At 61.0% G+C, this 15,126-nt stretch carries 11 protein-coding genes and 1 pseudogene; 2 read left to right on the top strand and 10 right to left on the bottom strand.

What is annotated here, in order from left to right:
• Positions 1–46: 46 nt before the first annotated feature.
• Complete coding sequence (locus LKK40_RS01790) at positions 47–1,411, bottom strand: PFL family protein (protein WP_273328273.1); 1,365 nt, start codon at positions 1,409–1,411, stop codon at positions 47–49.
• A gap of 22 nt (positions 1,412–1,433) precedes the next feature.
• A complete protein-coding gene (locus LKK40_RS01795; RefSeq protein ID WP_024462676.1) occupies positions 1,434–1,706 on the bottom strand; it encodes an ACT domain-containing protein in 273 nt (90 codons plus the stop codon).
• A gap of 588 nt (positions 1,707–2,294) precedes the next feature.
• Here LKK40_RS01795 and LKK40_RS01800 point away from each other — a divergent pair.
• Positions 2,295–3,506 (top strand): annotated as a pseudogene (locus tag LKK40_RS01800) (DEAD/DEAH box helicase); the annotation flags it as partial.
• Positions 3,507–3,650: 144 nt separating this feature from the next.
• On the opposite strand, the gene LKK40_RS01805 reads toward LKK40_RS01800, so the two are convergent.
• From LKK40_RS01805 to LKK40_RS01840, 8 genes are all read right to left on the bottom strand, one after another.
• The gene (locus LKK40_RS01805; RefSeq protein ID WP_304308686.1) at positions 3,651–4,172 is read right to left on the bottom strand and encodes a hypothetical protein; all 522 of its coding nucleotides are present in this window, start codon (positions 4,170–4,172) and stop codon (positions 3,651–3,653) included.
• A gap of 713 nt (positions 4,173–4,885) precedes the next feature.
• A complete protein-coding gene (locus tag LKK40_RS01810; protein ID WP_304308688.1) occupies positions 4,886–6,055 on the bottom strand; it encodes a hydroxymethylglutaryl-CoA synthase in 1,170 nt (389 codons plus the stop codon).
• A gap of 116 nt (positions 6,056–6,171) precedes the next feature.
• Positions 6,172–7,686, bottom strand: coding sequence for a hypothetical protein (locus LKK40_RS01815; RefSeq protein WP_304308690.1), 1,515 nt, complete (start codon positions 7,684–7,686; stop codon positions 6,172–6,174).
• Positions 7,683–8,906: a thiolase family protein gene (locus tag LKK40_RS01820; RefSeq protein WP_304308691.1), complete on the bottom strand. Its 1,224-nt coding sequence runs from the start codon at positions 8,904–8,906 to the stop codon at positions 7,683–7,685. Before LKK40_RS01820 ends, LKK40_RS01815 begins: the two co-directional genes overlap by 4 nt.
• Positions 8,907–9,195: 289 nt before the next feature.
• Entirely contained in the window at positions 9,196–10,446 is a 1,251-nt protein-coding gene (gene galK / locus LKK40_RS01825; protein ID WP_304308692.1) for a galactokinase, read from the bottom strand.
• A gap of 70 nt (positions 10,447–10,516) precedes the next feature.
• Positions 10,517–11,806 (bottom strand): galactose-1-phosphate uridylyltransferase, encoded by a 1,290-nt coding sequence (galT, locus tag LKK40_RS01830; RefSeq protein ID WP_304308694.1) that lies wholly within the window; start codon positions 11,804–11,806, stop codon positions 10,517–10,519.
• Positions 11,803–12,612 (bottom strand): DeoR/GlpR family DNA-binding transcription regulator, encoded by an 810-nt coding sequence (locus tag LKK40_RS01835; protein ID WP_152581090.1) that lies wholly within the window; start codon positions 12,610–12,612, stop codon positions 11,803–11,805. Before LKK40_RS01835 ends, galT begins: the two co-directional genes overlap by 4 nt.
• 92 nt (positions 12,613–12,704) lie before the next feature.
• The gene (locus LKK40_RS01840) at positions 12,705–13,409 is read right to left on the bottom strand and encodes a polyprenol monophosphomannose synthase (protein ID WP_304308947.1); all 705 of its coding nucleotides are present in this window, start codon (positions 13,407–13,409) and stop codon (positions 12,705–12,707) included.
• A 431-nt stretch (positions 13,410–13,840) separates the two neighbouring features.
• Here LKK40_RS01840 and LKK40_RS01845 point away from each other — a divergent pair, with 431 nt between their 5' ends.
• Positions 13,841–14,989 carry a quinone-dependent dihydroorotate dehydrogenase gene (locus tag LKK40_RS01845; RefSeq protein ID WP_304308697.1) on the top strand — a complete coding sequence of 383 codons (1,149 nt, stop codon included), beginning with the start codon at positions 13,841–13,843 and terminating at the stop codon, positions 14,987–14,989.
• Positions 14,990–15,126 lie beyond the last annotated feature (137 nt).

A 15,126-nucleotide genomic window follows, 5' to 3' on the forward strand; every position in this document is an offset into this window, starting at 1 on the left:
AGTAGTCACATACCAAAAATGGTGCGCCTACTCAGGTTTTCAAGGCTCAGTTCTTAAAGCTATGGATTGGCGCAGGAATTCGCCCGCCGCGCGTCACGAAGGGCTCGCACGATGAGGTGTTGACACGCATGATGGGCGCGTAGCCCATCAGGCCGCCGAAGTTGGCCATATCGCCCACTCCTTTGCCGTACACCGGAATGAGCCGCACGGCGGTCGTCTTCTGGTTGACCATGCCGATGGCGGCTTCGTCGGCGATGATGCCGGAGATGGTCGAATCCGGCGTGTCGCCCGGAATCGCAATCATATCGAGACCGACCGAGCACACGCAGGTCATCGCTTCGAGCTTCTCCAAGGTGAGGCAGCCGGCCGCTGCGGCGTCGATCATATTCTTGTCTTCGGAGACCGGGATGAACGCGCCCGAAAGCCCGCCGACATACGACGAGGCCATGATGCCGCCCTTTTTGACCTGATCGTTGAGCATGGCGAGCGCCGCTGTGGTGCCTGGGCCGCCGACCTGAGCAAGTCCGATCTTCTCAAGCACTTCGCCCACGGAATCGCCCACTGCCGGAGTCGGCGCGAGCGAAAGGTCGATGATGCCGAAAGGCACGCCGAGCCTGCGCGACGCCTCTTGCGCGACCAGTTGGCCGACGCGGGTGATCTTGAACGCGGTGCGCTTGATTGTCTCGCACAGGAATTCGAAGTCCTTGCCCACGGCGGCGTCCAAGGATCGCGAAACCACACCCGGACCCGACACGCCGACGTTGATGACCGCGTCGCCTTCGGTCACGCCGTGGAATCCACCCGCCATGAAGGGGTTGTCGTCCGGTGCGTTGCAGAAGGCGACGAATTTCACGCAGCCGTAGCTGTCCGTGTCGCGGGTCGCGTAGGCGATGTCCTTGACGATATGCCCAAGCAGCTCGACCGCATCCATATCGATGCCGGTTTTCGTCGAGCCGACGTTCACCGAGGAGCACACGATGTCGGTTTCGGACAAGGCCTGCGGCAGCGAGCGGATAAGCAGCTCGTCGGCCTTGGTCATCGATTTGGACACCAGCGCGGTATACCCGCCGATGAGATCGACGCCGACCTCTTTGGCCGCCCTGTCAAGCGCGTGGGCGATGGCGACGAAATCTTCGGACGTCTTGCACGCCCCGCCGCCGACCAGCGAGATCGGCGTGACGGTGATGCGCTTGTTGACGATCGGTATGCCGTAATCGCGTTCGATGGCCTCGCCGGTAGCTACCAAATCCTTGGCGAGCCGGGTGATCTTGCGATAGATGTTCTCGCACAGCTGGTCCACATCGTCGCTCGCGCAATCGAGCAGCGAAATGCCCATCGTAATCGTGCGCACATCGAGCTTCTCCTGCTCGATCATCTGGTTGGTCTCGTGGACCTCCATGATATTCAGCATGGTCTTCTCCCTTTCAGCCGGCTCAGACGCGATGCATCTTGGTGAAGATCTCCTCGCGCTGGCAGCGGATGCGCACACCGATCTCCTCCCCCAGCGAGTCCAGATCGGTGACGATGGTGCCGAATTCCTTGTCGGAATCGGCGTAGTCGACAATCATCATCATGTTGAAGAATCCGTCGATGATGGTCTGCGAGATGTCGAGCACATTGACGCGATGCTGCGACAGGTACGTGCACACGCGTGCGATGATGCCGACGGTGTCCTGCCCGACGACGGTGATGATGGCCTTGTTCATGCTTCCTCCGGTGCTTCGCGTTGCCGACGCGGGCAGCATGGGCATTGCGGCTAGTGCCGGCCCGTGTCGATGCGGCATTCGCCGTGCCGAATCGACACATTGCCTAAACGCCGAATTCTAGCGCCGTAGCGCCGCCGAATGCGCGCAATCCACATGCCCCGCGTCAATCGTTCCTCAGTATAAGGAAGGCACCAGCCAAGCCGGCGTTAGCCGTCGCGGCATCGTCCGCCGCAACCGAAAGTAGCGACCCTCGCGTATAGTGTTGCAACAGTCCGGGGTAAGGACAAGAAAGATCCCCGGCGTCGCTGAAAAATGCTTAAGTATTTCGGGATAGACGATGAGTCGGCTGCATACAGGCCGCAGGAGTGAATCGCGAATTCCATAAGGTACACGGCTCACTTACTTGCGATTCATCAGGCGCGCCAACCGGCGCAGACCCTATGCAGACACTTTCTTCACATCCCGAAAGGTACCCATTTGTCTTATTCAGACACAACCGATATGACATCCGCAGCAACGCTTACCGCTGATTCCGCTGATAGCAACGCTTCCGTCGAGTCCGCCAACACTGCTGAAGCTGCCAACACTATGGCCGACGCCGCAAACGATGCCAGCAATGCTGACAACAGCATCGCTGATCAGCACTCCGACGCGCCGACCTTCGCCGAACTGGGCGTTCCCTCGACTCTGGTGAAGGGCCTGGCCCGCGACGGCAAGACCACCGCTTTCCCCATTCAGGCCGAAACGCTCCCTGATTCGCTGCAGGGCCGCGACATCCTGGGCCGCGGAGCTACTGGCTCAGGCAAGACGCTCGCCTACTCGATTCCGCTGCTCGCCCGCCTCGAAGGCCGCGCCCAGCCCAACCGCCCGCGCGGCCTAGTGCTGGCACCGACCCGCGAGCTCGCCAACCAGATCAACGACGTGCTGCGCCCGCTGGCCAGCGACTGCAACCTGACCACGACCACCATCTACGGCGGCGTGCGCCAAAGCGTGCAGACCCGCGATTTGCGTCGCGGCGTCGACATCGTCGTGGCCTGCCCCGGCCGCCTCAAGGACCTCATCGATCAGGGCCGCCTGACGCTGGATGACGTAGCGATCACCGTGCTTGACGAGGCCGACGAGATGGCCGACATGGGCTTCCTGCCCGACGTGAGCGAACTGCTCGGCATGACTCCGGCCAACGGCCAGCGCCTGCTGTTCTCCGCCACGCTCGACCACGGCGTCGACACGCTGGTGCGCCGCTTCCTCAATGACCCGAAGGTGCACGAAATCGATTCGGCCACCGCGCAGGTCTCGACCATGACTCAGCACATCTTCCAGGTGAGCGCCGCCGACAAGCCGCAGATCATCAACGAACTCGCCTCCGGCATGGGCAAGCGCATCCTGTTCACCAAGACCAAGATTCAGGCCGAGGAGCTCGCCGCATCGCTTATCGAGCGCGGCATTCCGACCGCCGAACTGCACGGCAATCTTTCGCAATCGCAGCGCGACCGCAACCTCAAGGCCTTCAGCTCCGACGAAGTGCGCGTGATGGTCGCCACCGACGTGGCTGCTCGTGGCATGGATATCAGCGGCGTCGAACTGGTCGCTCAGCTCGACCCGCCGCAGGACCCCAAGTCCTTCCTGCACCGCTCGGGCCGCACCGCGCGCGCCGGTCAGGATGGCGATGTCGTCACACTCGTGCTGCCCCGGCAGAAGCGCCGCGCCATGCAGATGCTGCACCGCGCCGGGCTTCAGGGCCATGTCGTGCGCGTGGACGAGGATTCTGACGCTCTGCTCGATCTCGTCGGCGAAACCGCGCCGCTGGTCGAAGGCTAGTCGCTGGAGGACTTCACGAGGCGCAATCGCAAGACTTCGCGCGATTCACGTGATTCACGCCGAGGCGGCTACGGCCACCGCGGATACGGTTCGCGTGACAATCGCGATGGTTCGGATCGCCGTCATTCAGGGCGGGGCAACCGCTTCCGCCGTTCCGACCGCTTCGAGCATGCCGATCGTTTTGATCGTTCGGATGATGCCGAGCGTTCCAATGGATTCGACCGCTCTGATCGCTCTGACTATCGCGACGACCGCCGTGGCGGACATCGCGATGGCGATTTCAATCGTGGACCGCGTTCGCACGACTCGCACCGCAACTTCCGCAACGATTCCAAATTCGACTCGCGCAGGGACTTCCACGATCACGCCGAATCCCGTCATACTGACGCCGACAACGACGATTGGTCGAAGCCCTTCGACGGCCGCAGCGACAAGCGCCGCAACCACGCCGAGTCCTATGACAGGCGCGAAGACCAGTCGCATCGCGGCTCCGGCGACTATCGCCACTCCGACAACCGCCGTCACTCCTCCTATGACGACCGTGGCCGCCGCGACTATCACCGCGACGCCCAGCGCACCAGCGACCGCTGAAGCGCAGTCGTCGAGCGATAGGTCAGTGGAAGTAAACCGCTGAACCGACTCGCACATGCGATGTTTGAACAGATGCCCTGCACAAGCCAAATGCTTGTGCGGGGCATCATCATATGAGATTGGACGTCTCTGCATCTTCGCAACAACGCTGCCTGTTTCCCCGCGCCTATGCAGACTCGCGCATTCCCAACGACAGCATTCCCAACAACCCTTACTTGATAATGCTGTCGATCTTGCGCCGCTGCCAACTGTCTGCTTTATCGCTGTTTACCGTCGTGCTCATTATTTATTAAGCACTTTACCAACTGAAACCGCATGCGAAAGACTTCCCTAGACATTGCCTTTTCCGAGGAATGGCGGAATTCCAAGGATCCCAAAACAGTACATTGGGCTTGTACTTCGCTGAGGTGCTTAATAGACGAAAAAAGTGCTTAATACGTGTCTATGAAGGCAATAATGGCCTGCCGAGCAGAAATTATCTGCCCGAACAAGACAAGACAAGACAAGCTAAACCAAACGAAGTACCGTGCAGAATCACCGTTAGCATCATTGATTAAGCACATTTTTCGTCTATTAAGCACTCTGCCAAGTAGCCTCGAAAACCAGCCCGCAACGGAATGGCGGAATGCCGCCATTCTTAGCCTATGACGCATTGGCACTACAACGCTTGCAGCACCGTGATTCACCACAATCTGCTTAGTACGTGCGACCGAACTGTCGACCGCCTGCTCATTACAAGCTCTGAGGGCAGGCAAATGCGCAGCTACATCTCACCGATAGAAGCGTTCGTGGCCTTCCATACAAATCAGGGCATGCGGAGCGGCCGGGTCACCATCGGCTATGTCTTGCCGCGAACCGTCAGTGACCAGCGAGGCGCTGAAAATCGCCTCGTATTCATCCATCGAAAGCCGTTGGCGAGCTGCGAGCAGCGCCTCGTGGCCTGTGCAATTGAGTCGATCGCGATAGCCGGGCTGCAACGTGCCGAAAAACAGCTCGGCCACAGAACCCGAACCGTAGGAGAACAGCCCGATGCGGTCGCCGGCGCACAGACTCTCGTCCTGTTCAAGCAGGGAAATCAGGCTCAGGTAGAGCGACGCAGTATACAGATTGCCGACCTCTTGACCGTACATAATCCCCTTCTCGAAGCGCGCAGTCAGCCGCTCGTAGTCTGCTGCGGGAATTATGGGTTCCAGCGAGCGCAGCCCTTTGCGGCCCATCTTCGAGAAGGGAATATGGAAGAGTAGCGCCTGCAGACCGCTCACCTGCGTCAGCCCAAGCGACTCGGCCTCGCGCCAGTCCTCGGCGAACATCTCGAGATACACCTGCTCCGAGTATTTGCCTTTCGCGAAGGCTTCGGCGGAATAGTTCGGCCGCCAGAAGTCATCGGTGCTGCGGCTGCGCATCACCGAGCGCTCCTCAAGCGCGAGAATATGCGGATTCTCGCCCACCAGCATCGCCACTGCGCCGGCGCCTTGCGTCACCTCGCCGCCAGTGTTCAGGCCATATCGGGCAATATCGGCCGCAATCACCAGCGCTTTGGTACCGGGATGCGCGCGCACGAAATCCGCAGCAAGCTGCAAGCCGGCCGTGCCGCCATAGCAAGCCTCTTTGATCTCAATGGCACGTATCGAGGTCGGCAACCCAAGCAGGTCGTGCACGAATAGCGCCGAGGCCTTGGACTGGTCTACGCCGCTTTCAGTGGCGACAATCAGCAAGCCAATCGACGCTCTTGCCGCATCATCGAGGTTTTCCAGTATTCCCTCTGCCGCATTGGCACCCATTGCCACGATGTCCTGGCTGAGCGTCGGCACAGCCATCTTACGCTGACCAATGCCAATCAAATACTTGTTGGGGTCGGCTCCGCGAGCATGCGCCAGATCCACCAGATCCAGATAGCGATTCGGCGTGGAAAACTCGATCCTGTCGATGCCGACCTTCATGTGCTGCTCCTTATATATGCATATATGTTCTCGTTTTACGTTGCAGGCTCAGTGGCACGCGCGCACATGCATTATCATCACGTCTGCGCATTGCCAGCTTTCGATTGCCACGCTGATTACTCTCCGCGCAGCCGCCGCAGCTGTTCCTGCGCGGCGGCGAGGCTCGCTTGACGCGGGTTCGCGCGGAGCCAGCGAATCAGTTCTTCTGCCTCGTTGCCTTGCGCGCCGGCCATCATAGCCAGACTCTGCAATTGCAGATTCATATGCCCCGCCTGAATGCCCCGAGTCACCAGCGCCCGCATCGCCGAGAGATTCGAGGCAAGACCGACGCTGGCGATGATGCCCATCAGCGTCTCTGCCGAGGGTTGGCGTAGCAGCCGCATGGTGAGCTTTGCCATCGGCAGCGTGGAAATCGCGCCGCCTACCGAGCCTATAGGCATCGGCATGTCGATTTCGCCAATGAGCCGCTCGCCATCGAAGCGCCAGTCCGTCCAAGTGCGATGCCGCTCGCTCAAATCGGCATATGCGGCGGCGTTCACATTGCGCGTGTCGTTGCCGCTCGCCAGCACGACCGCGTTAATGCCATTCATGATGCCCTTGTTATGCGTGGCATCTCTCAGCTCCGACATCTGCGCGAACCGCGATGCAGCCGCAATCCGCTCCGCCACTTGAGTTCCGGGCATATCCTTGGTCGCCAGCAGCTCAGCATCGATACATGCGCGGGCCCTTGCCCGCTGCTGCGGCGCGCAATTGGACAAGATAGCCATCAGCAGCTCGTATTGCGGCAGCTGATCTGCCAGATAGCGCGACACCGCCTCCGCAATCGTGTTAACGGTGTTCGCGCCCATCGCCGCGCCCGAATCGATAAGCAGGTCGAATTCGATGAACTCGCCTGTGCATGTCCTTGCGTATGCCCCTGCGCTGTTCACCGCAGCGCTCTTCGCATTATTTTCTGCACAGTTTCCTGCCTGGTTCAGCATGCCACCATGCATTGTGCCGTGCTCAACAGCGCCGATATCGCCCGTCCACCGCACGCTCACTGACCGCAGCCCTCCCCCATGACTCGCCAGCGTTGGGTGGGCCTGCTGCGCAATCTCGCTGATTCGCGCGATATGCGCGTGCAGAAAATCGCGCCACGGATTCTTCGTCTGTTGTGAATCGGCAGCGCTACCAGCCACATTCATCTCGGCAAGGATGGCTGAGGAAGAAATATCGCCATTGGCACCGCCATGGGTTGCATCAGCTCCATCAGCATCTTCGTCAATCGCGTCAACGCTGTCACCCGATCGACCACTCCGGAACACGATCTGTGCGGTGATACCGCCACGCGTCGAATCCGTATGGAATCCGCCGCTGCGGGCGATTCGCTGCGCCGCGTTGCCCGCGGCTGCGATAACCGACGGCTCCTCAGTAGCCATCGGAATGAGATACTGCTCGCCGTCGATGAGGAAATGCTCAGCAAGACCCAGTGGCACCGGAAAATCACCGATATGGTTTTCGACCATCCGCGAAGCGATATCAGCATTCAGCCCACCATCGCGCAGCAAAACGGTGTCAGATTCGCTTAGCAGCCCATCAGCGACCAGCTGGTCCAGCCGTTCAGCCGTGCTCAGCTCATAGAATTTCGTCATGCCTGACCCTCAAGTTTTTCGCTACTGCCCAGATTCTCGACTTCCATCGCGATGGCCTGCCCGCCACCGATGCACAGCGCTGCGATGCCTATGCGCGCCCCGGTGCGTCGCAGATTGTGAATCAGCGTCGTCAGAATCCGTGTGCCCGACGACCCCAGCGCATGCCCCAGTGCCAAAGCGCCGCCGGAGATATTATAGATATCCGGGTCGATGCCGAGCTCCTGCCGCACCACGATAGCCTGGCTGGCGAAGGCCTCATTCACCTCGAACAAATCGATGTCCCCGATGTTCTGCCCACAGCGGTCCAGCAGCCGGCGAATTGCCAGAATCGGCGTGTAGCCCATCAGCCCGGGCTGGTAGCCTGCCTCGCAATAGCCAGTGATGCGCACCAGCGGCGTCAGCCCTAGTTCCGACGCCGTGCGCGCCGTGGTCACGGCCACCATGCTCGCACCGTCGTTCAGCGGCGCCGCATTGCCCGCGGTCACCATGCCGTCCTGCTGATAGACCGGGGGCAGACCGGACAGTATTTCCAAGGTCGAATTCGGCCGCAACGACTCGTCTCGCAGCAGCCCATTGATCGGCAGTACTTCGTCGTCAAACCAGCCGACCTGCCACGCCTGCGCCGCCTTACGCTGCGAATCGAGCGCGTATTCGTCAAGCTGAGCGCGGCGAAGATGGAACATCCGGTTGAGGTTCTCGGCCGTGACCCCCATCGCATAGTCCTCGAAGGCGTCGTTGAGCCCATCGTTGAACAGCGTGTCACGCCAGTCATCAGTATCGAATGCCTTCTTGCCGGTTCTTGGCGCAAAAGCCGGCGCTCCCGACATGCTTTCGACGCCGCCCGCAATCGCCACGCGCGCGTCGCCGAGCAGCACGGCCGACTGGGCGAGCCGGACCGCCTTGAGGCCGGAGCCGCAGACCTGATTCACAGTCATCGCCGTGCCGTCGACCGACAGCCCGGCATTGATCTGAACCTGCCGCGCGACATTCTGCCCCAGTCCGGCAGACAGGACATTGCCCAAAATCATCTGATCGACGCATTTGGAGACGATATGATCGCGTTCAAGCGCCGAAGACACCAGCCGGGACGCCATATCCACGGCGTTGACATCGCTCAGGCTCCCGCGAAACTTGCCGGTCGGCGTGCGGTACGCGGAGGTGATGACGACATCGCTGCCGTCAAGCGCAGCCGCATCCGCCACCGTTTGAGCCTGAGTCATACACCCTCCATAGTCATCCGGACACGCCGTCACCTTCATCAACCCTTAAGCAGACTACCGGCAACAACGTGAACGTCCTATGAAGACAAGCGCTCTGCAACGATTTCTTCACCCTCGGCGCAGCATTATGGCTCGCCACCGCGCAGCTCCCCACAGATAATGCCCCTTTCGTGACGCTAATACCACGTTATAGTCACGAAAGGGGCATAACTCTTGTCATAGTGCCCTTTTTGTGACGCTAACCCGTGATAAGCGTCACGAAAGGGGCATAGTGTGCAAACCCTCGGTTTCAGCCTTCGCAACGAGCGCTGTCAGCGGCCACGGCGGCGAGTGCGCGGGGCGCGTGGAATCCGCGCACGGCGAATTCGTCGGCGATCTGCTGCGCGATTCCCTGGCTGCGGCTCCGATCCACCAGCGCGATGATGGAGCCGCCGAAGCCGCCACCGGTCATGCGCGCACCGTAGGCACCGGCCCGCCGCGCCACGTCCACGGCTACATCCAGCTCGGGCACGGTGACTTCGTAATCGGAGGCCAGCGAATCATGCGAAGCGTTGAACAGCCGCCCGGCAGCCACGATATCGTGCTGCGCGAAGGCATGCACGAAGGAGCGCACGCGCTCGATTTCGGTGACGACGTGGCGCACGCGCTTCTTCATCGTCTCGTCCGGCAGCGCGTCCAGCGTCTCCTTGAGCGCCTGGAAGGAATCGCCCGCCTTCACGATGCCATCGGCGCTGACCCGCAGGCTGGTGACGCCGAGGATGCGCGCGGCCTCTTCGCAGGTAGCGCGGCGCTGCGCATACTGCCCGTCGTTGAGCTGGTGCGGCGCCTGGGTATCGACCACAAGCAGCTCAAGCCCAAGCGAGTCAAGATCGAAGGGCTGCTGAGAGACGTTTTCGAGCGGCGTAAGCTCCGGGCGGCAGTCGAGCAGCAGGGCGTGCCCGGCCGTGCAGCGCATCGAGGCGTTCTGGTCAAGCCCGCCGGTGGACGCGCCGGCCATGTCGTTCTCGGAGGCCATCGCCGCGTTGATCAGCGTCACACGCCCCGCATCGGACGCGCCGTAGCCCAAGCCGTATACGTCATCCAGAGCCAGCGCAGTGGAGCAGGTCATCGCCGCCGACGAGCTCAGGCCCGAGCCGAGCGGCACGCAGGATGTGAAGGCGGCATCAAAGCCCTGCACCTGCGCGAACCCGGCTTCACGCAGCGCCCAGGCCACGCCGATCGGGTAGGCGGCCCAGCCATCCACACCGCCAGCTTGCAGGCCATCAAGATTGGCTTGTGTGACTTTGCCCGGCGAAATATCCGAAACAACCCGCGCCGTCGTGTCGTTTCGGGCTTTGAGCGCGATGAAGGTGCGGTGCGGCAGGGCGATAGGCAGGCACAGACCGGCGTTGTAATCGGTGTGCTCACCGATCAGATTGACCCGCCCCGGAGCGGACCATACGCCATCAGGCTGCTCGCCATAAGCCTGGGTAAACAATTGGGTGGCTCGCTCAACACCCTCGTCATGCGTCAGTGCGTCAATGAACTGAACGGTTTTCATAGGTACTCCTTTGTATATATGCATATATTGTCTGCTGTTGCAGCTGCTGTTTGTGCAGCTGCAACAGCAGCTAGTCATCGATGTCAACGTCACCGATCTCAACGTCACCGATCTCATGGAAGCGCTGCGCGATCAGCTCCGGCGTGGTGTCGGAAACCCAGGCAGCCATGCCTGATTCCGACCCGGCCAGGTACTTGATCTTGTTCGTCGCACGCCGGAAGGAGAAGAACTGCAAGTTCAACCGGTAGTGCGCGCGACGCTCGTCGTGAATCGGCGCCTGATGCCAGGCGGCGATGTACGGCAGGTCCATGCCCTTGCCGTCGCCCGTATCGAAGAAGGCATTGCCGCGCCTGAGCAGCGTGGAATACATCTGAGCCAAGTCCCAGCGCTCCTGATCGTCCAGCTCATCCAAGGTCAGCACGTCGCGCAGCGGGGCGACATGCACTTCGAGCGGCCAGCGCGCAGCGGCCGGCACGTAGGCCACCCAGCTGTGGTTGCGCATCACGATGCGCTCCCCTGCCTCGATCTCGCTGCGCATGATGTCGTGCAGCAGATTGCCGCCGGTGCGCTCGTAATAGGCCTGCGTTTGCACCAGTTCCTTTTCCAGCTTCGGCGCGATGAAGGGATAGCAGTACACCTGCCCGTGCGGGTGCGCAAGCGAAACGCCAATCTCCTGACCGTGATTCTCGAAGGGGAATATCTGCTCGATCCCCTCCATATGCGAAATCTCGGCGGTTCGAAACGCCCACGCCTCGACCACAGTACGCAGCCTAGATACCGGCAGATCAGCTGGCAGTCCGTTTTCGTTGGGGTCGAAGCAGATGACTTCGCAGCGCCCCGCGGCAAGCTCCTGTTCCCACAGCGGGTTGTTGTTGACGTAGCCGACTTCAGTGGAAGCCCCTGGCACGCGCGCCATCGAGGGGAAACGGTTCTCGAAGATCACGACGTTATAATCACTGTCCGGCACTTCGCCGTCCTGATAGGGATCGCCGGGTTTGCGCGCGGCGAGCGGATTGCCCTTCGCCGTGGCCCCCGGGCCGGTGTTGATCGGCCGGTTCATGCGTGCGGTCGCCATGGGAATCCAGTCGCCGGTAAGCGGGTCGCGGCGCATCTGCGGGGCGGCGTACGGCACTTCATTGCCATCGGCGTCGAGGTGCGGCGCGAAACGGTACGCCAACGGGCGAGGGTCGTGCAGCTCACGCGTCTTACGCCCGGAGACATACTCCGGGTCATCGTCCATATAGAAGAACTCGCGCCCGTCCGCAAGCATCGTGGGCGTGATGCGAATATGCTGCGCCGCATATGTTCCCGGCGTGTAATGGTCGAATTGGGCCGTCGTTGCCGCTGTTTGTGCCGTCATTGCCGCTCGCCTTCCTGCGCGTTCTCGTTCTGATGGACCAGCACCAGCTCCTTGACCAGCTCCTTGGTCCTAGCCGTCGAATCAGGGTCGAGCCCGTCATCGGCGATGACCGTGTCCACCTGGTCGAAACGCGCGAACAGCGAAAGCGACGTGGAGCTCCATTTGGTGTGATCGGTGAGAATGATCGTGCGGTCGGCGATGTCCATCATCGCCATATCCGTGGCAGCCTCAAGCGAGTTCGGCATGAGGAAGCCGCGCGGAATCGACACGGAATGCGAACCGAGGAACACCGTGTTGACGCGCAGCGATTCGATGACCTTGTCCGCAATCGGCCCGACCAGCGAATTCGACCGGGTGATGACGCCGCCGGTGACAATGACCTCAATGTCCTTGGATTCCAAGGCCTGCACCAGTTCGGCGACCGGAATCGAATTGGTCAGAATCGTGATGCCCGACGACTGCTGCGATTCGAGCAGGTGCTGCGCGAAGACGTAGGCCGTAGTGCCGCCACCGATGGCGATCACATCCCCGGGCGCCACATATTTGACCGCCTCCTGCGCGATGGCATCCTTGAGACCGATGTCCAGCTGCGATTTTACGGAGAACAGCGGCTCGCTCAGCAGCGTGCTGGTGGTCACTGCCCCGCCGTGGACGCGCTTGAGCAGTCCTTTATCGGCGAGATCGGCGATATCGCGCCGAATGGTCATTGCGGACACGCCGAGTTCCTTGGACAGCGCAGTGATGCGCACGGCTCCACGGGTGCGCAGCCGGCTCAGTATGAGATGCTGACGTTGTGACGAAATCATATGAACATTATCGCACATATTTTCCAGAAAGTCAAACAAAACATACTTTTAACCGAACATGACTTCACATCGCTGAGCCTTATCAGTTCTGGTCAGCTCCGGCCGAACAGCCGCCGCAACCCCCATCCGGTCACGCGTCGCATCGCCTCAACCACGATGCCAATGCCCATCTTCGAGCGCCCATGCACTCGCTCCGGAAAGACGATCGGCACCTCGACGATGCTTCCGCCTGCCGCCGCCACACGCCGGGTCATATCGATCTGGAAGACGTAGCCGTTCGCCTCAACCGAGCGCAGGCCCGACGCGCGTAGAATCCGGGCGCGGTAGGCGCGCAGGCCCGACGTCATATCGCGTACGCCAAGGCCGAGCATCGTGCGCGCATACCACGAGCCGGCGCTCGAAATCCAGTTGCGGTGCCGCGACCAGCCTTCAGTGCGCCCGCCCGGAATGCGGCGCGAACCAATCACCAGGTCGACATGCGGATTATCGGCTATGACCCGCAGCATCGCATGCAGATCCTGCGCGCGATGCGAGCCGTCCATATCCATCGAGCACAGCGTGGCATAGCCACGTTTCAGCGCCCAATTGAAACCCGCCAGATATGCCGGCCCCAGCCCGTTCTTGCCCTCCCGGTGCAGCACATGCAGGCGCGGCTCGCCGGCCGCTATGGCTTCGGCTGCTTCGCCGGTCCCATCCGGCGAAGCGTCGTCGACGACCAGCACGTGCACCTGCGGATTCCACTCGAACAGCGCAGCCAGCGTAGGCCCGATATTCTCACGCTCGTTGTACGTCGGCATGATGACGCATATCTCGCCGCCGCCTGCGGTGTTGTCATCCACGGCATCATCACCCAATGCATCACTATGCACCGCGTCATTGCCCAACGCTTCATCGTCTACAGCATCGTTATTCACATCTTCATCATGCACAGCGCCATCATGCGCCAAGTCGCCAGCCACCGCAGCAGCAGCAGCAGCGGCATCGTTCGCCGCGCTCCCACTGCTCGTTCGCCCATCGCGTGGCTGCGCAGCCGCCGCGTCCGCGTCCTGTCTGATTCTCACGGCTTCACTGTACAAGCGTCGCCGCCTCATTGTCCACAGCCGCGTCACTTTGCAGCTCTTGCCGGCAGCGTAAATCATGCGGCCTCGCACCTCCTTTGCCGCAGCGCAGAAAGGTACACAGCATCCGCCTGGGTGTCGTTCTCTCGCACCAGTGGCACAATGTGGTCATGGGTTATGTTTCGACGAATTACTGGCACGACGCACTGAACAAGGCTGCGACCGACATGGTCACCTTCGGGTACAAGCATGTCGTCAAGCCGCATTTCGTGTTCAACCACGCCCCGGACGAGGCGCATGAGAACATGGTCGACTTCTGCCGCCTGACCAAAGGCATCACGCCGCTCATGTGGCTGCTGCGCGAGACGATCGACTACACCGATCCGATTCTGGAAACCGAAGCTCTTGGCCTCGATTTCGCCAATCCTTTCGGACTGTCGGCCGGGCTTGACAAAAACTGCGATATGCCCGTGCTTATGGACAATGCCGGCTTCGGCTTCGAAACGGTCGGCTCCATCACTTCCCGCCCCTGCCTGGGCAATGCGAAGCCCTGGTTCCACCGGCTGCCTGAATACGATTCGATGATCGTGCATGTCGGCCTCGCCAATGAGGGCAGCGCGAAAATCATCGGGCGCGTCGAGCAGGCCGAACGCGCGGCGAAGACAATGCGCATGTCCATCTCCATCGCCCGCACCAACGATGACCTTGTCGGCGATATCGACGAAGGCATCGAAGACTACCGGCTCTCGCTCGAGCAGGCCTCAGGCCGCAGCTCGATGGTGGAAATCAACATCTCCTGCCCCAACACCCATGTGGGCGAGCCCTTTGTCGAAGAGCCGGACAGCCTCGACAGGCTGTTCACCGTCTTGGACAACGTCTCGCATCCGCAACCGCTGCTGGTTAAGATGCCGCAGGACACCGGCTGGCCGCATTTCCGCGAACTGCTGGAAGTGCTCGCCGAGCATGACGTGCAGGGAGTCACCATTGCCAATCTGCGCAAGGACCGCACGGGCTTGAGCATTCCGCGCGACTGGGTGGGCGGCCTGTCGGGCGGCCCGGCGTACCAGTCCAGCAACGAACTGATTCGCAACACCTATCGTGAATTCGGTGACCGCTTCACCATCGCCGGCGTCGGCGGCGTGTTCACCCCAAAGCAGGCTTATGCCAAGATTCGCTCCGGTTCAAGCCTGGTCATGTTCATCACTTCGCTGATGTACCGCGGCCCGCAGCAGATTACTGTGCTCAAACGCGGCCTAGCCGAACTGCTGCGCGCCGACGGCTTCGAGCATGTATCGGACGCGGTCGGCATCGACGCCTGAACCAGCTCAGTCTCCTGGCATTGCCTCCTGAAAAAAAATGACTGGTGCATCATATGCGACGAGTTAATCGCATATGATGCACCAGTCATGCAAACCGAGTCATGAAGGCCGTGACTGGTTCAGCGACTCAACAGCCC

The sequence above is a fragment of the Bifidobacterium tibiigranuli genome (assembly GCF_022655035.1).
Taxonomy (GTDB): Bacteria; Actinomycetota; Actinomycetes; order Actinomycetales; family Bifidobacteriaceae; genus Bifidobacterium; species Bifidobacterium tibiigranuli_A.

Excerpts from the sequence above, each read along its gene's own strand:
- LKK40_RS01790 (WP_273328273.1), bottom strand. The coding sequence starts at position 1,411 with ATGCTGAATATCATGGAGGTCCACGAGACCAACCAGATGATCGAGCAG.
- LKK40_RS01795 (WP_024462676.1), bottom strand. The coding sequence starts at position 1,706 with ATGAACAAGGCCATCATCACCGTCGTCGGGCAGGACACCGTCGGCATC.
- LKK40_RS01805 (WP_304308686.1), bottom strand. The coding sequence starts at position 4,172 with ATGTGCGAGTCGGTTCAGCGGTTTACTTCCACTGACCTATCGCTCGAC.
- LKK40_RS01810 (WP_304308688.1), bottom strand. The coding sequence starts at position 6,055 with ATGAAGGTCGGCATCGACAGGATCGAGTTTTCCACGCCGAATCGCTAT.
- LKK40_RS01815 (WP_304308690.1), bottom strand. The coding sequence starts at position 7,686 with ATGACGAAATTCTATGAGCTGAGCACGGCTGAACGGCTGGACCAGCTG.
- LKK40_RS01820 (WP_304308691.1), bottom strand. The coding sequence starts at position 8,906 with ATGACTCAGGCTCAAACGGTGGCGGATGCGGCTGCGCTTGACGGCAGC.
- galK (WP_304308692.1), bottom strand. The coding sequence starts at position 10,446 with ATGAAAACCGTTCAGTTCATTGACGCACTGACGCATGACGAGGGTGTT.
- galT (WP_304308694.1), bottom strand. The coding sequence starts at position 11,806 with ATGACGGCACAAACAGCGGCAACGACGGCCCAATTCGACCATTACACG.
- LKK40_RS01835 (WP_152581090.1), bottom strand. The coding sequence starts at position 12,612 with ATGATTTCGTCACAACGTCAGCATCTCATACTGAGCCGGCTGCGCACC.
- LKK40_RS01840 (WP_304308947.1), bottom strand. The coding sequence starts at position 13,409 with ATGCCGACGTACAACGAGCGTGAGAATATCGGGCCTACGCTGGCTGCG.
- LKK40_RS01845 (WP_304308697.1), top strand. The coding sequence starts at position 13,841 with ATGGGTTATGTTTCGACGAATTACTGGCACGACGCACTGAACAAGGCT.